Origin of the sequence: Streptomyces johnsoniae, assembly GCF_031845565.1 — a bacterium.
In the GTDB taxonomy this organism is placed as follows: Bacteria; Actinomycetota; Actinomycetes; order Streptomycetales; family Streptomycetaceae; genus Streptomyces; species Streptomyces johnsoniae.
The window spans coordinates 50,132-67,788 of the sequence record NZ_JAVREV010000018.1 but is presented as its reverse complement, the minus strand read 5'-3'; the positions used below and the strand labels follow the sequence as shown (position 1 = coordinate 67,788).

The following is a 17,657-nucleotide window of genomic DNA, read 5'->3' as shown; positions in this document are numbered from 1 at the left end:
GGAACGAAGGGGACGGTGCCCGGTGGCCGATGACCGTTCGAAGGCGGGACCGGGTCCGCCGTCGGTGACGCGAAGAAGGCTCACATGGGCGGGGCGACCGAGGACCGCACGCCGAACCACTGCTCGGCGCCGTACTCGTCGAACCGCGCCACCTCGGTGAACCCCAGCCTGGCCGCGAGGCTCATCGAGCGGCTGTTGGCGGTCTGGGTGCAGAGCACCACCGGCTCGCCGGGGAAAGCCTCGGCGAACCAGCCGAGTGCCGCTGCGCACGCCTCGGCGGCGTACCCGCGTCCCCACGCCTCCGGCAGGACCATGTAGCCGAGCTCCGCCTCTCCGGCATCCGGACGGAGGTGCCCCGGACGCCCCGCGTCGCGCCGGTCAAGCGTGACCGTGCCGATCATCGCTCCGTCGCGATCGATCACGAAAAGGCCAGGGCGACGCCCGGGCACCTCGGGCACCGCGCGTTCGAGCTCATCGCGCGGTCGAGGGCCACCGAGGTAGGTGCGCACCACTGGTGAGGCGAACAGTTCGATGAACGCCGCACGGTCTCGGGCCTCGGACGCGCGGAGCACGAGCCGTTCGGTCCTCAGCGGGGCGGGTGGCCAGGCAACAGGCCCCAGTTCAGCCATGGCGGGCAACCTATCGCACGCCCGTGGGAGCGATACGAAGAGGAGACCCAGGTGTGCCGACTCACGAGGCCGGCTCCACGGCACGGGAGACGGCGGCCCGCTATCAGGTCTGGGGCCGGACCCCGCATGGGCCGCGCTCGCCGACTCCCTCAACTACTCCAGCCACGCCCGACCACACGCGGCCCTCGTCCGTTCAGCGGTGACGGCGTTCGGGCCGTTCCCTCACCGGATCGCCGCGGCGTACAGCGTGTGGAGGCCCGCGTAGTCCGGCTCGGCGGGCTCGACGCCGTCCAGGTGCGCTTCGAGGCCGTCGAGCATCGCGTGCCACCCGGTGCAGTAGTGCACGGCGGGCTCGGCCGCGAGCGGGCGGTGCAGCAGCACCAGCAGCGAGCCGTCCCCTTCGGGCGTGATCTCCCACCGCACGACGGCGGCCGGCTCCCCGGGCCACTGCCAGGTGTGCTCCAGGCTGCGCGGCGGATCGGCCGCGACCACGCGCCCGTCGGCGCCGCCCTCGTCGCCGAAGTCGAAGCGGACGGGGGCGTCGGGGCTGGTCGCCAGGGTCACGCCCGGCATCCATCGGGCCCGCTGCGCCGGGTCGGCCAGGGCGTCCCAGACCCGCTGCGGGGGGTGCCCGATCCGCCGCTCGAACCGGATCTGCCAGGCCCCGTCCGCGCCGACCCCCAAGGTGCCGCGGCGGCCGTCGGCCGCGGGCGCCCGGTCCATGTCCGCTTCGCTCATCGTCATGCGTCCTTTCCTTGTTCATCGAGGTGCCGTACCAGGGAGTCCAGCCGGGCGGCCCAGTTGTCGCGCGTCCGCTCGATCCAGGCCCCGGCCTCGTCCAGCCCCGCGGGCCTGAGCCGGTAGAGGCGGCGTTGGGCCTCCCCGCGCCACGTCACGAGACCAGCCTCGGCCAGCACTCGCAGATGCCGGGAGACGGCCGGCCGGCTCACGTCGAACTCGGCGGCCAGCTCCCCCGCGGTCCGCTCCCCCGTCGCGACCAGCTCCAGCAGCCGTCGGCGGGTCGGGTCGGCGAGCGCCTCGAAAACCTTCTCTGCCACCCCCCTTTTGTAACATGCAGCTTACGTAACGAGCAAGTTACCCAGACGTTGTCGGCATTCCCGGACGTCGCGGCAGCCCCACGTGAAACGGCGGGCGTCCGGGGGGCTTCTCGGCCCCACCGGACGCCCGCCGCAGGCGGGAACTCCCGTCAGTTGTACGGCGCGAAGGTCATGAACGCCTCGCTCGGGTTCCCGTCGTGCACGAGCGACTCGTGCGCGCCGACGTCGTCGAACGCGAAGGCGTACGCCTTGCCGTCCACCATCTGCTCGTGGATGAGACGGGCGTAGTGGTTGGTCACGTCGTCCGCGTAGAAGCCGGAGTTGTCCGGGTCGGGCTGGTTGGGGTTGGTCAGCAGGGTGGTCCTGTTGAAGCCCGCGCACAGGGTGCGCGAAATGGGCCCGCGGACCTGGTCGTTGGGGGCGTCGAGGTGCTTGTAGCAGCCGAAGATGCTGTCCGAGTCGGGCTTCTGGAAGCTGGTGACGACGTTGCCCGCGCCATCGGTGAAGTTCATGACGTCGCCCGAGACCTGACCGTAGTACTTGGTGTCCGGCTCGTGGGAGAACGGCGTCACCGTCAGCGTGGACGAGCTGTACTGGCTCCACACCCGGTCGACATAATCGTTCATGACGTCGGCCGGCACACCACCGGTGGCCACGCCGTGGCCCGGTGACAGGGCGCGCAGCGGGGTGCCGTCGGGACCGTCGAGGATGAGACCGCCCCACCCGGCCGAGCGCAGACCGTCGAAGACGGCCTGATAGCCACCGGGCTTGAGCGTGCCGGTCGTCCGGACCTCGCCGTTCGCGTCACTCACGCCCACCGAGTAGGGCGCGGAGAACATGTCGACCTGCGTGCTGTTGATCCACAGCCCGGAGTCGTTGAGCGTGTACTCCGACCAGTTGAACAGGATGTCGCGGTTCGGGTCGTCCGGGTTCTGCACGGCCGGCTGCACCAGGCCGCCCGTGGCGAGGCTGAACGACAGCTTCTCGCCGACCGAGAAGTAGACCCGGCCGGAGAACTTCGGCAGCTGGATCGTCATGGTCTCGCCGTTGGCGGGTCCGGGGATCGACGCGTCAGGGGCGGGCGTCGGCGGGCTGCCCCCGGGCGGCCAGGCGTGGAAGGTGCCCGCGGCATCGGCCCAGCCCTGTTGGCCCGAGCTGAGCTGCGTGCCCAGGTTGTAGAGGTAAACGGGCTCGTCACGCCCGGAGTTGTTCGTGATCGTGAGCGGGATGGTGTCGGGTACTGCCTCCGCCTCGGGCGCCGGGCCCGAGACGGTGAAGCCCGTGGCGACGACCAGGGTCGCGACCGCGGCCGCCAGAACTCTTCGCAAACGGAACACCGTGTCCTCCTCGTGTCAGCCAGTCCCGTCGCCGGGCACCCACAGCGCTGCTCCGACAGCTCGCACCCCTTCCCGTGGAGCGCGCTGTGAGAGCGCTCTCATTTGAGAGCGCTCTCACCGTGGCGTGAGCGCCGCCCACTGTCAATGCGTTCGGCACCAACTCGTTTGCGGGGACTCGGTGTCCGTACGCGGGACGGGTTTCGCACAGACCGCGGGCGTTTCGTGGAACCGCTGCACACAGAGGGGCCTGGTGCCCGTCCGGCGGGCCGGTGGACCCGCCGGACGGTTTTCCTTGGCCGGCCTCGGTCAGGCGAACCAGCCGAAGAACGCGTCGCGCACGTCCCTCAGCACCGCCCCGGCCGGCGCGGCGGCACCGGCCGCGGCCGGTGCGCCGAGGTGCCCCTCGTGTCCCTGGTGCCCCTCGTGCCCCTGGTGGGCCGCCGGCACCTCGTCGGCCGCCGGGGTGAACGCCTGGGCCGCCTCGCCCGCTTCCGCGACCTCCTCCGCGTCCAGCGTCCTGCCGTCCCCGTAGGTGACCTGGCCGTTGCCGCCGTCGAAGACGATGTCCGAACAGGAGTAGAAGTTCTCCTGGCTGTCGGAGCGAGTCCAGTGCACGTAGAGGAGGTGCTGGCCGGACCGGCTCGGCAGCTGCACGTCCCAGTAGTAGTGGCCGCCCTCCGAGCCCACGCCGCCGCGCTGCGGCGGGTTGGTCACCGTGCTGATGCGCTCCAGGTTGCCCCAGCCGAGCGACTGGCTCGGCGACCATCCGCTCTTGGTGATGTAGACGTCGAACCTGCCGGGGTGATGGGCCCAGTTGCTGTGCCGCAGTTCGATGGTCGAACCGGAGGTGAGGTGCGTCTTCGGCCAGTCGCTGCGCGCCGCGTTGTATGCGGAGAAGTCGAACGGGCCCCTGTTGCCGCCGCTGCACAGCGTGCCGTCCGGGATGTAACCGGTGGTGCGGCCGCCACCGTTGGAGTCCAGCACGGCGAACCAGTTGTACAGCGGACCGGTACCGCTCTGCTGGACCGCGGCGGCGCAGGCCGGGTTGGCGGGCATCTGGGTGCTGCTGTTCTCGCGCAGGTCCAGATAGCACAGGTAGGTGCGCGAGCCCGGCATCATGCTGGCCCCGTGGGCCGATGCCGGAGAGGGGATGGAGGCCATCAGGAGAGCGAGCAGGCCGGCTCCGACCACGCCTGCCAAACGGAGTTTTCCGGTCGGAGCCTGTCTCCGGCCGGTGGATTCATTGGACACGGATTCTCCTCAAGAAGAGTCGTCTCCCGCAACGGGCACCCGGCGGCACCGGCCCTCGGACGTCTGATCGGTGCACCGACGGCCCGTCGTCGGTACCACAGCCGCGCATGGGAGCGCTCCCGTCGGGCACCGTAGCGCTCAACCCCCTACCCCGGAAGCACTTCTTCCGGCCTTAAGGCTTCCGGGACCAACGCGGACGCGAGTGAAACCGGAGGATGGTGAGGGGCGGTCAGGCCGGGGGCAGGCGCAGCCTTCCGCGCAGGAGCCACAGGGCGAGGGCTTCGAGCGCCGCCCATGCGGCGAGGGTGGCGACCACGGGCCCGGCGCCGTCCCCGTTCCGCGCGAGGAGGGCGGGCAGCAGGGGCAGCAGCACGGTCACGGGTATCAGGAGCAGCAGCGGCGGAAGGGCCGCCCGCACCCCGCGGGCGGCCATCAGGCCGGCCCGGCGCACGGCGATCAGGCCGATGAACAGGAACCAGCCCCCGCACACCGTCGCCTCCATCACCACCACCGCGTAGATCTGGGGCCCGAAGTCCGGGGTGCCGGAGAGGCGCTGGGTGACGCCGTCGCGGTCGAGCGCGGTGATCTCGCCCTCCCACAGGCTGATCGTCACCGCGTCGCCCGGCCGCAGCCGCTCCCCCAGGGGCTCGGCGCCGAGGCGCACGACGGACGACCAGCCGGCCGCCCCCTCCAGCGAGACGCGGTAGGTGGCGCCGCTGCGCGAACTGCGCCTCTCGGTGGCGGAAACCGTCCCGGGGAGGGTGCGCAGGCACGCCTCGTGCCCGGCGGCGTGGCCCTGGCAGGGCTCCGCCGCGAGGAACGCCCGCTCCTGGCGCACCTGCTCGGGAATACCGGCCAGTCCGGCGACCGCGCCGAGCAGCAGCAGCGACCCGAGCAGCACACAGACCGTGCCCCATACCCGGTGCCGTCCGCCGCCCCGGCGGGGAGCCGGCGCCGGGCCCCAGCCGGGCGGGCCGCCACCCGGCGGGCCCTGGGCACCGGCTCCCGGCCGGCGCATCCACTCCGGTACGCCCCCACCGCCGGCCCGTCCGCCGCCGGCACCTCGGCTCATCATGCGCGCCCCCGTCTCGTACCTTGCGCCCTTCCGCATCGTAACCAGGCGCGGTGACATCGCGGCCGCCCGCCGGGAACGGCCGCGGCGCCGCACCCGCCCTTTCCTCTGGAAGCTGATGAAGCTGCTATCAATAGCACCATGTTGCTTCACGTCGATCCGGCGGACCCGCGTCCGCTGCACGAGCAGTTGGCGGCGGAGCTGCGCAGAGCGGTGCGCCTGGGGGACCTGGCGGCGGGTGACCGGCTGCCGACCGCCAAGGAGTTGGCGGGAGCCCTCGGCATCAACGCCAATACGGTGCTGCGCGCGATGCGCGAGTTGCGCGACGAAGGGTTGCTCGAGTTCCGGCGGGGCCGCGGCGTCCGGGTGAGCGCGCTCTCCCCCGGCGCGGCCGAGGTGACCGAGCTGGTCCGGCAGTTGGTGGCGGCCGGTGACCGGCACGGCTACCGGCGGGCGGAGTTGGTTCACATGATCGAGAGGTTCGGATGAAGGACGCGGCGGGCAGGAGACCGGGGCCGAGGCGCGGGACCGCCTGGGTGAGCGGCGCACGGAGCGTGGCGGTTCCGCTGCTCAGCCTGGTGATCGCGGGCGGGGTGGCCGCCGCGCTGTGGACGTCCGCCGGCGCGGGCATCCTGGTCCTGCTGACGGCGCCGGTCATCGCCTGGCTGTTCGGCTCGCTGCGCGTCGTGGTGGGCGAGTCGGGGGTGCTGGTCAGGATGGGCCACCTGGGTTGGCCGAAACGGCGGGTGCCCTTCGCCGACATCGTCGGTGTGGAGGCCGGGCACATCTCCGCGCTGTCGATGGGCGGCTGGGGCTACCGGGTGCGGGGCAGGACCACGGCGTTCGTGGTGCGCAGCGGCGACGGGCTGGTCCTCACGCTGCGCAGCGGGCGGCGGCTGGCCATCACCTGCCGGGACGCCTCGACCGGCGCCTCGTTGATCAACGACTATCTCGCCGCGGGCCGCTGACCCGGTCGGCCGTGCCCGCCGCGGGACGAAACTTCCAGAGAATCTCCTTGGCCGGCACCATCGCCTGTGTGTGAACCTTCACATAAGTTCGCGGACATGTCAGTTGGTTTCCTTGATCGCGGACGGACCGTGGCCCCGCCCGGCTGGAGCAGGTGGCTGGTGCCGCCCGCCGCCCTGTCGGTGCACCTGGCCATCGGGCAGGCCTACGCGTGGAGCGTCTTCAAACCGCCGCTGGAGGAGGCGCTGGGGCTCAGTGGCACCCAGAGCGCGCTGCCGTTCCAGCTCGGCATCGTGATGCTCGGCCTGTCGGCGGCCTTCGGCGGCACGCTGGTGGAGCGGAACGGGCCGCGGTGGGCGATGTTCGTGTCGGCCTGCTGCTTCTCCAGCGGCTTCCTGGTGTCGGCGCTCGGCGTGCTGAGCGAGCAGTTCTGGCTGGTGGTCCTCGGCTACGGATGCATCGGCGGGGTGGGGCTCGGCATCGGCTACATCTCGCCGGTGTCGACGCTGATCAAGTGGTTCCCCGACCGGCCGGGCATGGCGACCGGCATCGCGATCATGGGCTTCGGCGGCGGCGCGCTGATCGCCTCGCCGTGGTCGAGCGAGATGCTGGACGCGTTCGGCACGGACACCGGCGGCATCGCGACGGCCTTCGCGGTACACGGGGTGGTCTACGCGGTGTTCATGTCGCTGGGCGTCTGGCTGATCCGGGTGCCGGCCGACGACTGGCGCCCGCCCGCGGCCCCCGGCGCGGCGACGCGGGCCGCGCGATCGGCGCCGCCGGCCGTGCGTGTATCGGCGCGGAACGCGATCCGCACGCCGCAGTTCTGGTGCCTGTGGGTCGTGCTGTGCTGCAACGTGACCGCGGGCATCGGCATCCTGGAGAAGGCCGCGCCGATGATCCAGGACTTCTTCGCCGGCACCGACGCACCGGTCACCGCGGGCGCCGCGGCCGGTTTCGTGGCGCTGCTTTCGCTGTGCAACATGGCCGGCCGCATCGTCTGGTCGTCCACCTCCGATCTGGTGGGGCGCAAGAACATCTACCGGCTCTACCTGGGCGCGGGCGCGCTGCTGTATCTGGCGCTCGCTCTGGCCGGGAACGCCGCCAAGCCGGTGTTCATCGTGGCGGCGCTGCTTCTGCTGTCGTTCTACGGCGGCGGCTTCGCGACGATCCCGGCGTACCTGCGGGACCTGTTCGGCACCTACCAGGTCGGGGCGATCCACGGCCGGCTGCTGACGGCCTGGTCGGTGGCGGGGGTGCTGGGCCCGCTGATCGTGAACGCCATCGCCGACAATCAGGAGGCGGCGGGGCGTACGGGGCCCGATCTGTACACCCTTTCGTTCACCATCATGATCGCGCTGCTGGTGACCGGCTTCATCGCCAACGAGATGGTCCGGCCGGTGCACGCCAAATATCACGAGCCCGAAGGAGCCCAGGTGTGAACGCCCATCGCCGTCTGCTCGTCCTCAGCTGGCTGTGGGTCGGCCTGCCACTGGCCTACGGCCTCGTCGAACTGGTCCGCAAGGCAGCCCAGTTGTTCACCGGCTGAACGCCTGGCCCCCGCGGGCCCCGCGGGTCCGCGGGCCCGCGGGGCTCGGGAGGGGAGGCGCTACGCCGGGCTTCCCCCGAGTCGGTCGAGGCGCTTGCGGTGGTCGTCGCTCAGGCCGACCCGGGCGGCGGCGACGTTCTCCTCAAGGTGGTCGATCCGGGCGGTGCCCGGAATGGGGATGACGGCCGGCGAGCGGTGCAGGAGCCAGGCGAGCGAGACCTGGGTGGGCGTGACGCCCAGCTCGGCCGCGACGGCGTCGATGTCCGCGCTGGCGCCGGACTCCCCCGCCGCGACCGGCCGCCACGGCAGGAACGCGATGCCCGCGGCCTCGCACGCCGCGAGCACGGGCTCGTGCTCGCGGTCGAGCACGTTGTAGCGGTTCTGCACGCTGGCGACGTCGATGGTCTCCCGCGCCCGTGCCAGCTCCCCGGCGGTGACCTCGGAGAGCCCGATCCGGCCGATCTTGCCCTCCGCCCGGAGCTCCCGCAGTGCGCCGAGCTGGTCGGTGAGGGGGGTGTCCGGGTCGATGCGGTGGAGCTGGAGCAGCTCGATCCGCTCGACGCGGAGCCGCCGGAGGGCCTGGTCGACCTGGGCGCGCAGCACGGCGGGCCGCCCGTCCAGGCCCCATTCGCCCGTGTCGGCCGAGCGCGCGACGCCGACCTTGGTGGTGATGTGGAGCCCGTCCGGGTAGGGGTGCAGGGCCTCCGCGAGTAGCTCTTCGTTGGCGCCGCCGCCGTACAGGTGGGCCGTGTCGATCAGGGTGATGCCCAGCTCGACGGCCCGCCTGACGACCGCGACGGAGTCGGCGCGGTCGGGGGCGGGCCCGGTCGGCAGCCGCATGGCGCCGAATGCGAGCCGTCCCACGGTCAGATCGCCGCCGATGGAGAAAGTGGTCGATATCATCCGCTGTTGATGCCTTTCGCTCCCGGCCACGCTAACAGCGCCGGGCAGCACGGGCGTTCGTAAACCTGCGCCGGTCACGAGCCGCAGCAGCCATCCGGCGCAGGGGGACTCGCGGGCTCCGCGGTGGCCGGGCCGCCGGCGGAGATTCGCAGGAGCTGCGGCTCCGGGGCGCAGCAGCCGCCGGCGGTCTCCCCCGCGCCGGGTGTCGCCGCGTCGAACACCCCGGTGCCGCCGCACACTCCGGTCTCAGGCAGGACCAGCTCGGTGCGTTCGGCGGCGTCCCGGTCGCCGGCGAGGGCGGCGGCGAGGGAACGGACCTGTTCGTAGCCGGTCATGGCCAGGAAGGTCGGGGCGCGGCCGTAGGACTTCATCCCGGCCAGGAACAGGCCCTGTTCCGGCTGGGCCAGCTCCTTGACGCCGTGGGGGCGGACGGTGCCGCAGGAGTGGACGTTCGGGTCGATCATCGGGGCGAGGGCCGCCGGTGCGTCCAGCCGTTCGTCCAGGCGGAGGCGGACTTCGGAGAGGAACGACAGGTCGGGCCGGAAGCCGGTGAGCACGAGGATGTGATCGACGGGCCGGGAGCGCCGCCCGTCTTCGGCGGCCAGGACGAGCCGCCCGCCCGCGCGTTCGACGGCGACGGTCCGGAAGCCGGCCAGCGCGGTGGCGTGGCCGGCTTCCACGGCGGCCTTCGCGCGCAGGCCCAGCGCGCCACGGGCGGGCAGCTGGTCGGCGGAGCCGCCGCCGAACGTGGCGCCGGAGACTCCCCGGCGCAGCACCCACACGGCGTGCGTCGCCGGGTCCTGCCGCGCCAGCTCCGACAGCAGCGCGAGCGCGGTGAAGGCGGAGGCGCCGGTGCCGACCACGGCGATGCGCTTCCCCGCGAAGCGCTCGCGGACGGCCGGGTCGGCCAGGTCCGGCACGCGGTGGCCGAGGCGGCCCTCGGCGGCGAGGGCCCGTTCGCCCGCGGCGGGCAGGCCGTCCGCGCCGAGCGGCCCGGGGCGGGACCAGGTGCCGGAGGCGTCGATGACGGCCCGCACGGCGTGCCGGTCCTCGGTGCCGTCGGCGCGGGTGACGTGCACGGTGAACGGCCGCTCGGCGCGGCCGGAGTCCACCACCCGGTCGCGGCCGGAACGGGCCACGCCGGTCACGGTCGTCCCGTAGTGGACTCGGCCGCCGAGGGCGTCGGCCAGGGGCTGGAGGTACTGCTCGGCCCACGCGCGGCCGGTGGGGTGTGCGCCGGGGTCCGGCGGGGCCCAGCCGGTGGGCGCCAGCAGCCGCTCCGCGGCCGGGTCGATCAGCTCGCTCCAGGTCGAGAACAGCCGCACGTGTCCCCAGTCCCGCACGGCGGTCCCGGCCCGGGGTCCGGCTTCCAGGACCAGGGGGGTGATGCCGCGGCGGGTCAGCTGGGCCGCGGCGGCCAGACCGATGGGGCCCGCGCCGATGACGGCGACGGGCAGGGCGGTGGTGTCCGGCATGAGCTGCGCTCCGTTCCTCGCTGCTTCGATGAGCATCAATGGTTGCGCGGCCAGCATCCCATCTGTTTAGATCACCGTCAACATAGACCTTCTTCGAATCAAGGGGCCGGGCATGGACATCGAACACGTGCAGGTGGCGGTGATCGGCGGCGGACAGTCGGGGCTCGCGGCGGCGCGCGCGGCGCGGGAGGCCGGGCTGACGCCGGTGGTGCTGGAGGCGTCCGCCCGCGCGGCCGGCTCGTGGCCGTCGTACTACGACAGCCTCACCCTGTTCTCCCCGGCGCGCTTCAGCGCGCTGCCCGGCCTGCCCTTCGGCGGGGACGGTGACCGCCATCCGCACCGGGACGAGGTGGTGGACTACCTCACCCGCTACGCCGCCGACCTGGACGCGGACATCCGCACCGGCGTGCGCGTCGAGGCGGTCGAGGCGGCGGCGGACGGATTCGTCCTGCGCACCGCGGACGGCTCACGTCTGGCCGCGGCCGGCCTCGTCACGGCCACCGGCTCCTTCGGCAACCCGCTGATCCCGGCGCTGCCCGGCCGTGCGACGTTCCCGGGCACGGTGCTGCACGCCGCCGCCTACCGCGGCCCGGCCGCATGGGCGGGCCTGCGGATCGTGGTGGTGGGCGGCGGGAACTCGGCCGTGCAGATCGCCCACGAACTCGGCCGAGTGGCCCGGGTGACGGTGGCAAGCCGGGCGCCGCTGGCCTTCCTGCCGCAGCGCCGGAACGGCCGTGACCTCCACCACTGGCTGACGGCCACCGGCTTCGACGCCCTGCCACCGGCCTGGCTTGCCCGCGTCGTCCCGGGCACCCTGGTGCTGGACGACGGCCGCCACCGCCGGGCGCTCGACCGGGGCATCTTCGACCGGCGCCCGATGTTCACCGCGCTCGACGGCGAGGGCGTGGTGTGGTCGGACGGAACGCGCGAAAGGGTGGATGCGGTACTGCTGGCCACGGGCTACCGCCCCGCCCTGAACTACCTGGCGGGGACCGGGGCGCTGGACGCCGAGGGCTCACCCCTGCACGTCGGCGGGCTGTCCCTGGCCCACCCGGGCCTGGTGCACCTCGGCCTCGAATTCCAGCGGTCCTTCGCCTCCAACACCCTGCGCGGCGTGGCGGTCGATGCGGCGCACGTCATGACGGCCCTGGCGGCCCACGTGCGCGGAGCCGCGGCCGCGGCGGGCCTGTGAGCACTGCTTCGACGTGTGTCAACATAGGCGTATGCCGAACAGCAGAGTTCCGCGGGTGCGGGAGCCGGACGTCGAGCCGTGCTGCCCGCCCCTGACCGAACGCCCCTTCACCGCCGAGGAGGCCGAGCGCTCCGCGCGGATGTTCAAGGCGCTCGGCGACCCGGTACGCCTGCGGCTGTTCACCGCGGTGGCCTCGCACGAGGGCGGGGAAGCCTGCGTGTGCGACATCTCCGACGTCGGCGTTTCGCAGCCGACCGTGTCGCACCACCTGAAGAAGCTCAGGGAGGCCGGCCTGCTCACGTCCGAACGGCGCGGCACCTGGGTCTTCTACCGCGTCGAGCCGTCCGTCCTGGCCGCGATGGGCCGGCTCCTGCGGGCTGACGCGACCGCCTGACCCGCGTCGGTCGCGTCAGCCCTCCTTCGCTCCGGCGGGGGCGCGGCGCCGGAGCGCCAGGGAGACGTACACCAGCGCCACGAGCACCGGCACCTCGATGAGCGGGCCGACGACCCCGGCGAGCGCCTGGCCCGAGGTGACACCGAAGGTGCCGATCGCCACGGCGATGGCCAGCTCGAAATTGTTCCCCGCCGCGGTGAAGGCGAGCGTCGCGGTGCGGTCGTACGGCAGGCCGATCGCACGCCCCAGGGCGTAGGAGCCGAACCACACGACGGTGAAGTAGACCAGCAGCGGCAGCGCGATCCGCGCGACGTCCCAGGGCCGGGAGGTGATGGTGTCGCCCTGGAGCGCGAACAGCAGCACGATGGTGAACAGCAGCCCGTACAGCGCCCACGGGCCGATCCGGGGCAGCAGCCGCGCCTCGTAGCGCTCCCGGCCCATGCGCCGCTCGCCGATGCGGCGTGTGGCGAAGCCGGCGAGCAGCGGAACGCCGAGGAACACCGCGACGTTCAGCGCGATCTCCCACCCCGAGATGTCCAGTCGCTCGCCCGCCCCGAGGCCGAGCCAACCGGGCAGGAGGTCGAGGTAGAACCAGCCGAGCACGCCGAAGAGCAGGACCTGGAAGACGGAGTTGAGCGCCACCAGGACGGCGGCGGCCTCGCGGTCGCCGCAGGCCAGGTCGTTCCAGATGACGACCATGGCGATGCAGCGGGCCAGACCGACGATGATCAGCCCGGTGCGGTACTCCGGCAGGTCGGGCAGGAAGGTCCAGGCGAGGGCGAACATCACGGCCGGTCCGAGCAGCCAGTTGAGCACGAGACTCGACGCCATCAGACGGCGGTCGCCGGTGACGGTACGCAGGCTGGTGGCGTCGTAGCGGACCTTGGCCAGCACCGGGTACATCATCACCAGCAGGCCGAGGGCGATGGGCAGGGAGATCCCGCCGACCTCCAGATCGGCGAGGGCTTCGTCCAGCCCGTCCACGGCCCGGCCCAGCAACAGGCCGGCCGCCATGGCCGCGAGAATCCACACCGGCAGGAAACGGTCCGGCGTGGACAGCTTCGCCGTGATCGCGGCGGCGTCCGCGGGCGGTCCGGTGGGCACCGGCCTTTTCACGGTGGTCACGGGCAGGGCCGCTTCCGGCCCGCCTCGGCGGTGGCCCGCGCCTCGGCGGCCAGCTCCGTGAACTGCCCCGCCAGCGCCGCGACGACCTCGGGCCTGAGGCGGTAGTACGTGAACCGCCCGCACGGCTCGGTGTCCACGATGCCCGCCTCGCGCAGCACCCGCAGGTGGTTGGAGAGGTTGGTCTGCTTGGCTCCGGTCTCCGCCACCAGGTGCGTGGTGCACAGGGTTTCGTGCGCGAGCATCGTCACGATCCGCATGCGGAGCGGGTCGGCCAGCACCCGGGTCACATCAGTATCGACTGAAGTCAGCATGTGCTGATACTTTCACATCACCCGACACTGACACCAGCCCGGACTGATGCCAGCCCGGACCGATACCAGCATCAGCCCCGCGAAAGGACCACCGCCATGCCCCCCGCCCCGACCGGCCCCGTCGCCTCGGTCCTGTTCGTCTGCGTGCACAACGCCGGCCGCTCCCAGATGGCCGCCGGTTTCCTCACCCACCTCGCCGGCGGCCGCGTCGAGGTCCGTTCCGCCGGCTCCCTCCCGGCCGGGCAGGTCAATCCGGCGGCCGTGGAGGCGATGCGGGAGGTCGGCGTCGACATCTCCGCCGAACGGCCCAAGGTCCTTGACCCCGAGGCCGTCAGGGCGTCCGACTACGTCATCACCATGGGCTGCGGCGACGCCTGCCCCATCTTCCCCGGCAAGAAGTACCTCGACTGGCAACTGGCGGACCCCGCCGGCCGGGACGTGGCCGCGGTCCGGCCGATCCGGGACGAGATCAGGGCCCGCGTCGAGGAGCTGATCGCCGAGATCGACGCCGCGGCCGCACGGTAACTCCCCGGCCGCGCCGCGCTTTCGCGCCGTTCCGTCCTGATTGGCGGCATGCGGACCACATCGAGGTAACGCGAACGTTACCGGTCCCTTATGCGGCCGAGATCCTGTGACAGTGCAATGTCACCCGCCACATTTCAGTCAGCGAGAGGCGGCGAGGCCGGCATGGGCCATTCCGATCAGTCCCGCGGTTCCCGGCCCACCGGCGCTCCCGCGGTCCATGCGGCCACCGGCGTCGGGCGTCCGCTGGGTGCGCGGGACGTCGAACTGCGCGACGGGCTCCTGGCGCGGTGGCAGGAACGCAACCACGCCGCGACACTCCCCCACGCGGTGCGGGAGATGGAACGGGCCGGCAACCTGGACAACTTCCGGCGGGTGGCCGACGGCGCGACGACGCCGTACCGGGGGCGCTACCCGTTCCTCGACACCGACGTCTACAAGACCCTGGAGGGCCTGGTCTACGAACTCGCCCGCGGCCGGGCCGACGCCGCGACGGAGGAGTTCTGGACGCGGAGCGTCGAGCTGATCGAGCGTGCCCAGGCCCCCGACGGCTACCTGTCGACCCGTTTCCAGGGCGCGGATGCCGTCAAGTCCCCCTGGGAGGACCTGGAGTGGGGGCACGAGCTGTACAACCTCGGCCACCTCGTCCAGGCCGCGGTGGCCGCCGCGCGCCAGCTCGGGGACGACCGGCTGCTGGCTGTGGCGCGGCGGTTCGCGGATCTCGTCGTGAAGCGGTTCGGGGACGGCGGCGAGCAACGGTACTGCGGGCACCCCGAGGTGGAGATGGCACTCGTGGAGCTGTACCGCGAGACCGGGGAGCGCACCTACCTGCGGCAGGCCGAGCTGTTCGTCGAACGCCGCGGCTCGGGCGCGCTGCGGCCCAGACTCCTCCCGCCCTCGTACTTCCAGGACGATGTGCCGCTGCGCGCGCTCGACTCGGTCACCGGGCACGCGGTGCGGATGGTGTACCTGGCGGCCGGCGCCACCGACGTGGCCGTCGAGACCGGGGACGCCGAACTGCTCGCGCACGTCGAGGCCCTGTGGGACGACATGGTCGCCACGAAGCTGTACCTCACCGGCGGCCTCGGCAGCCGCCACTCCGACGAGGCCATCGGCGACCGGTACGAGCTGCCCGCGGAACGCGCCTACGCGGAGACCTGCGCGGCGATCGGCACGATGCAGTGGGGCTGGCGGCTGTTCCTCGCGACCGGGCGGGCGGACGTGCTCGACGTCGTCGAGCAGGTGCAGTTCAACGCCTTCGCGGTCGGCACCTCCCTCGACGGGCGGGCCTTCTTCTACGACAACCCCTTGCAGCGCCGGCCCGACCACGACCAGCGCAGCGGCGCGGAGACGGGCGGCGAGCTGCTGCGGCGCGGCTGGTTCGGCTGCCCCTGCTGCCCGCCCAACATCGTGCGCTGGGTGTCCCAGTTGCAGGACCACGTCGCCGTCGCCGCCGAGGACACGCTCACCCTCGCGCTGTACGCGGACGCCCGCGTGCGCTCCGGGGTGCTCGACGTCACCGTGCGCACCGAATACCCGTGGGACGGGCGGGTGACCGTCGAGGTCGACGCCGCTGCCGACCGGCCGGTGACGCTGTCGCTGCGCGTGCCCCGCTGGGCCGACGGCGCGCAGGCGCGGGTGGACGGCCGGAACGTGGCCGCGGAGCCCGGGTGGCTGCGGCTGACACGCGTCTGGTCACCGGGGGATCGCGTGGTGCTCGAACTGCCGCTGCGGGTCCGCGCGGTGCGTTCCCACCCCCGTCTCGACGCGGCGCGCGGCGCTCTCGCGCTGCTGCGCGGACCGCTCGTGTACTGCGTGGAGCAGCAGGACACGGCGGCCGAGGTGGACGACCTCGTGCTCGACGCCGCCGGGCTGAAGGCGGTGCGCGTGACCGCCGACCAGGAGACGTGGGGCCTGCCGGTCCGCACCCTCGACACGGAGCTGGCGGTGGCCCCGCCCGCCGGGGACGAGCTTTATCCCGAGTTCACCGGCGCCGAGGCCGGGGCTGCCGCCGGAGCGGCGCCCGGCCGCGCCGACGTGCGCCTGATCCCGTACTTCCTGTGGGGCAACAGGCGGGCCGGAGCCATGCGTGTGTGGCTCCGCCACTTCTGAAGTTCCCCTTCCCGCCCACCCACCTTTCGAGGAGTCCCGTGAAATCACCTGTCCTCATACGCGCCGCGGTGGCCGCCGCCACGGCCGCGCTCGCGCTGAGCGCGTGTTCCGGCGGCGGAGCCGCGGGCAACGGCGGAAACGGCGCCGGCGGCGGGTCGTTCACCGACACGCCCGAGCGCGGCGGCACCGTCACCATGCTCCAGGACGCCGACTTCTCCTACCTGGACCCCGCGCGCGGATTCGACGGCGGCGTCAACAACTTCTACCGGCTGGTCTACCGGACGCTGACGACCCCGGCCCCCGGCAACGCCGAGGACCCGTCCGTGATCGTGCCTGATCTGGCGACCGACCTCGGCACCCCCTCGGAGGACGGTCTCAGCTGGACGTTCACCCTGAAGGAAGGGGTGCGCTTCGAGGACGGGACGCCGATCACGTCCGCGGACGTGAAGTTCGGCGTGTCCAGGGCCTGGGACCCCGAGATAGGCATCGGTTCGCCGTACGCCCGCCAGGTCATCGACGCGCCCGAGGATTACGAGGGCCCGTACCGCTCCGGCCCGCTCGACACGATCGAGACGCCGGACGCGCGGACCATCGTCTTCCACCTCAAGGAGCCGTACCCCGAGTTCGGCTCCGTGGTCTCGCAGAACACCTTCGTGCCGTTCCCCGAGGGCTCGGGCGCCGGTGACGCGTTCATCAACGACATCATCGCCTCCGGCCCTTACACGCTGGACTCCTACTCGCCCGGCAGCTCCATCAAGCTGGTCCGCAACGACGAGTGGGACCCGGACACGGACGACGTGCGCGAGGCGTACCCGGATGCCTGGGAGTTCGTCATCGGCCTGGACCTCGCCACCATCGACGAGCGGATGCTCGCCGGTCAGGGGTCGGACGTGAACGCCATCTCCAAAACCATCCAGCCCGCGGCCCTGGCCCGCATCCAGACCCCGCAGTTGCAGGAACGCAAACTCGAACTGCCCGGCGTCTGCACCACCTACATGGGGCTGAACACCACCAAGGAGCCCTTCGACGACGTCCGGGTCCGCCAGGCCGTCAACCTGGCCGTCGACCGCGCCGCGGTGCAGAACGCGAGCGGCGGCACACAACTCGCCGACATCGCCACCACCATCCTGCCCCCGTCGGTCGGCGGGTACCGCGAGTACGACCTCTACCCCAGCGAGGAGCACCGTGGCGACGTGGCGGCCGCGCAGGCCCTGCTCCAGGAGGCCGGGCTGCCCGACGGCTTCGAGATGACCCTGGACATCAGGTCGCAGCCGACGATGCAGGCGCAGGCGGAGGCCGTTCAGCAGGCGCTCGACCGCGTCGGCATCGACGTCGAACTGAACGTCATCGACGTCTCGACGTACTACGAGACCATCGGCACCCCGGCCCGCCAGAACGACGCGGCGATCACCGGCTGGTGCCCGGACTGGGCCTCCTCGGCCTCGACCTTCCTGCCGCCGCTGTTCGACGGCCGCAACATCACCGACCAGGGCAATTCCAATCTGGCGCAGATCAACGACGAGGGCATCAACGCGAGGATCGACGAGATCCGCGCGATGACGGACCTGGACGCGGCCAATGAGCAGTGGGGTCTGCTGGACGAGGAGATCATGGAGCTGGCTCCCGTCGTTCCGCTGGCGTTCGAGTCGACCATCTCGTTGCCCGGCGAGAACGTGACGGGCCTGTACTCCTCCCCCGGCGCCGCCTCGGGCGGCATCGATCTGGTGCTCGTCGGTCTGCGGGACCCCGAGCGGGGCTGAC

Annotated in this window: 19 protein-coding genes; 9 read left to right on the top strand and 10 right to left on the bottom strand. The window is 72.4% G+C overall.

Annotation, left to right across the window (positions count from 1 at the left end; translation table 11 throughout):
• Positions 1-80 precede the first annotated feature (80 nt).
• The 6 genes from RM779_RS27270 to RM779_RS27245 form a co-directional block, all read right to left on the bottom strand.
• Positions 81-629: a GNAT family N-acetyltransferase gene (locus RM779_RS27270; protein WP_311620422.1), complete on the bottom strand. Its 549-nt coding sequence runs from the start codon at positions 627-629 to the stop codon at positions 81-83.
• Between the two features lie 222 nt (positions 630-851).
• Positions 852-1,373 carry an SRPBCC family protein gene (locus RM779_RS27265; protein WP_311620421.1) on the bottom strand — a complete coding sequence of 174 codons (522 nt, stop codon included), beginning with the start codon at positions 1,371-1,373 and terminating at the stop codon, positions 852-854.
• Positions 1,370-1,687: an ArsR/SmtB family transcription factor gene (locus RM779_RS27260; RefSeq protein WP_311620420.1), complete on the bottom strand. Its 318-nt coding sequence runs from the start codon at positions 1,685-1,687 to the stop codon at positions 1,370-1,372. Before RM779_RS27260 ends, RM779_RS27265 begins: the two co-directional genes overlap by 4 nt.
• A gap of 149 nt (positions 1,688-1,836) precedes the next feature.
• Positions 1,837-3,024, bottom strand: a complete 1,188-nt coding sequence (locus RM779_RS27255) for a glycoside hydrolase family 64 protein (RefSeq protein ID WP_311620419.1) — start codon at positions 3,022-3,024, stop codon at positions 1,837-1,839.
• A 306-nt stretch (positions 3,025-3,330) separates the two neighbouring features.
• Positions 3,331-4,185 (bottom strand): lytic polysaccharide monooxygenase auxiliary activity family 9 protein, encoded by an 855-nt coding sequence (locus RM779_RS27250; RefSeq protein ID WP_311620510.1) that lies wholly within the window; start codon positions 4,183-4,185, stop codon positions 3,331-3,333.
• 319 nt (positions 4,186-4,504) lie between these two features.
• Complete coding sequence (locus tag RM779_RS27245) at positions 4,505-5,176, bottom strand: hypothetical protein (protein ID WP_311620418.1); 672 nt, start codon at positions 5,174-5,176, stop codon at positions 4,505-4,507.
• 312 nt (positions 5,177-5,488) lie between these two features.
• Here RM779_RS27245 and RM779_RS27240 point away from each other — a divergent pair, with 312 nt between their 5' ends.
• The 4 genes from RM779_RS27240 (at position 5,489) to RM779_RS33895 (ending at position 7,862) form a co-directional block, all read left to right on the top strand.
• On the top strand, positions 5,489-5,836 hold the full coding sequence (locus tag RM779_RS27240; protein ID WP_311620417.1) for a GntR family transcriptional regulator: 348 nt from the start codon (positions 5,489-5,491) through the stop codon (positions 5,834-5,836).
• 47 nt (positions 5,837-5,883) lie between these two features.
• Positions 5,884-6,315, top strand: coding sequence for a hypothetical protein (locus RM779_RS27235; RefSeq protein ID WP_311620416.1), 432 nt, complete (start codon positions 5,884-5,886; stop codon positions 6,313-6,315).
• A gap of 96 nt (positions 6,316-6,411) precedes the next feature.
• Complete coding sequence (locus RM779_RS27230; protein WP_311620415.1) at positions 6,412-7,755, top strand: L-lactate MFS transporter; 1,344 nt, start codon at positions 6,412-6,414, stop codon at positions 7,753-7,755.
• Positions 7,752-7,862 (top strand): MFS transporter small subunit, encoded by a 111-nt coding sequence (locus RM779_RS33895; protein WP_449657308.1) that lies wholly within the window; start codon positions 7,752-7,754, stop codon positions 7,860-7,862. The genes RM779_RS27230 and RM779_RS33895 overlap by 4 nt, the downstream gene beginning before the upstream one ends.
• A 60-nt stretch (positions 7,863-7,922) precedes the next feature.
• On the opposite strand, the gene RM779_RS27225 is transcribed toward RM779_RS33895, so the two are convergent.
• A complete protein-coding gene (locus tag RM779_RS27225) occupies positions 7,923-8,765 on the bottom strand; it encodes an aldo/keto reductase (protein WP_311620414.1) in 843 nt (280 codons plus the stop codon).
• Between the two features lie 74 nt (positions 8,766-8,839).
• Positions 8,840-10,240, bottom strand: a complete 1,401-nt coding sequence (locus tag RM779_RS27220; protein ID WP_311620413.1) for an FAD-dependent oxidoreductase — start codon at positions 10,238-10,240, stop codon at positions 8,840-8,842.
• 118 nt (positions 10,241-10,358) lie between these two features.
• On the opposite strand from RM779_RS27220, the gene RM779_RS27215 reads away from it, so the two are divergent.
• Both RM779_RS27215 and RM779_RS27210 read left to right on the top strand, forming a co-directional pair.
• A complete protein-coding gene (locus tag RM779_RS27215) occupies positions 10,359-11,432 on the top strand; it encodes a flavin-containing monooxygenase (protein WP_394813402.1) in 1,074 nt (357 codons plus the stop codon).
• A 31-nt stretch (positions 11,433-11,463) separates the two neighbouring features.
• The gene (locus RM779_RS27210) at positions 11,464-11,826 is read left to right on the top strand and encodes an ArsR/SmtB family transcription factor (protein WP_311620411.1); all 363 of its coding nucleotides are present in this window, start codon (positions 11,464-11,466) and stop codon (positions 11,824-11,826) included.
• A 15-nt stretch (positions 11,827-11,841) separates the two neighbouring features.
• Here the strand turns inward: RM779_RS27210 and arsB are convergent, their stop codons facing one another.
• Both arsB and RM779_RS27200 read right to left on the bottom strand, forming a co-directional pair.
• Complete coding sequence (arsB, locus tag RM779_RS27205) at positions 11,842-12,942, bottom strand: ACR3 family arsenite efflux transporter (RefSeq protein ID WP_311620509.1); 1,101 nt, start codon at positions 12,940-12,942, stop codon at positions 11,842-11,844.
• Positions 12,943-12,947: 5 nt separating this feature from the next.
• Entirely contained in the window at positions 12,948-13,262 is a 315-nt protein-coding gene (locus tag RM779_RS27200; protein ID WP_311620410.1) for an ArsR/SmtB family transcription factor, read from the bottom strand.
• Positions 13,263-13,358: 96 nt separating this feature from the next.
• Here RM779_RS27200 and RM779_RS27195 point away from each other — a divergent pair, with 96 nt between their 5' ends.
• The 3 genes from RM779_RS27195 (at position 13,359) to RM779_RS27185 (ending at position 17,656) form a co-directional block, all read left to right on the top strand.
• Entirely contained in the window at positions 13,359-13,787 is a 429-nt protein-coding gene (locus RM779_RS27195) for an arsenate reductase ArsC (protein WP_311620409.1), read from the top strand.
• 162 nt (positions 13,788-13,949) lie between these two features.
• The gene (locus tag RM779_RS27190; RefSeq protein WP_311620408.1) at positions 13,950-15,896 is read left to right on the top strand and encodes a glycoside hydrolase family 127 protein; all 1,947 of its coding nucleotides are present in this window, start codon (positions 13,950-13,952) and stop codon (positions 15,894-15,896) included.
• 38 nt (positions 15,897-15,934) lie between these two features.
• Positions 15,935-17,656, top strand: a complete 1,722-nt coding sequence (locus tag RM779_RS27185) for an ABC transporter substrate-binding protein (protein ID WP_311620407.1) — start codon at positions 15,935-15,937, stop codon at positions 17,654-17,656.
• The last annotated feature ends 1 nt before the right edge of the window (position 17,657 follow it).

What these genes read in the sequence shown, in the direction of transcription:
- RM779_RS27220 (WP_311620413.1), bottom strand. Translation starts at nt 10,240, where the DNA reads ATGCCGGACACCACCGCCCTGCCCGTCGCCGTCATCGGCGCGGGCCCC.
- RM779_RS27265 (WP_311620421.1), bottom strand. Translation starts at nt 1,373, where the DNA reads ATGACGATGAGCGAAGCGGACATGGACCGGGCGCCCGCGGCCGACGGC.
- RM779_RS27230 (WP_311620415.1), top strand. Translation starts at nt 6,412, where the DNA reads ATGTCAGTTGGTTTCCTTGATCGCGGACGGACCGTGGCCCCGCCCGGC.
- RM779_RS27240 (WP_311620417.1), top strand. Translation starts at nt 5,489, where the DNA reads ATGTTGCTTCACGTCGATCCGGCGGACCCGCGTCCGCTGCACGAGCAG.
- RM779_RS27195 (WP_311620409.1), top strand. Translation starts at nt 13,359, where the DNA reads ATGCCCCCCGCCCCGACCGGCCCCGTCGCCTCGGTCCTGTTCGTCTGC.
- RM779_RS27190 (WP_311620408.1), top strand. Translation starts at nt 13,950, where the DNA reads ATGGGCCATTCCGATCAGTCCCGCGGTTCCCGGCCCACCGGCGCTCCC.
- RM779_RS27250 (WP_311620510.1), bottom strand. Translation starts at nt 4,185, where the DNA reads ATGGCCTCCATCCCCTCTCCGGCATCGGCCCACGGGGCCAGCATGATG.
- RM779_RS27225 (WP_311620414.1), bottom strand. Translation starts at nt 8,765, where the DNA reads ATGATATCGACCACTTTCTCCATCGGCGGCGATCTGACCGTGGGACGG.
- RM779_RS27200 (WP_311620410.1), bottom strand. Translation starts at nt 13,262, where the DNA reads ATGCTGACTTCAGTCGATACTGATGTGACCCGGGTGCTGGCCGACCCG.
- RM779_RS27210 (WP_311620411.1), top strand. Translation starts at nt 11,464, where the DNA reads ATGCCGAACAGCAGAGTTCCGCGGGTGCGGGAGCCGGACGTCGAGCCG.
- RM779_RS27270 (WP_311620422.1), bottom strand. Translation starts at nt 629, where the DNA reads ATGGCTGAACTGGGGCCTGTTGCCTGGCCACCCGCCCCGCTGAGGACC.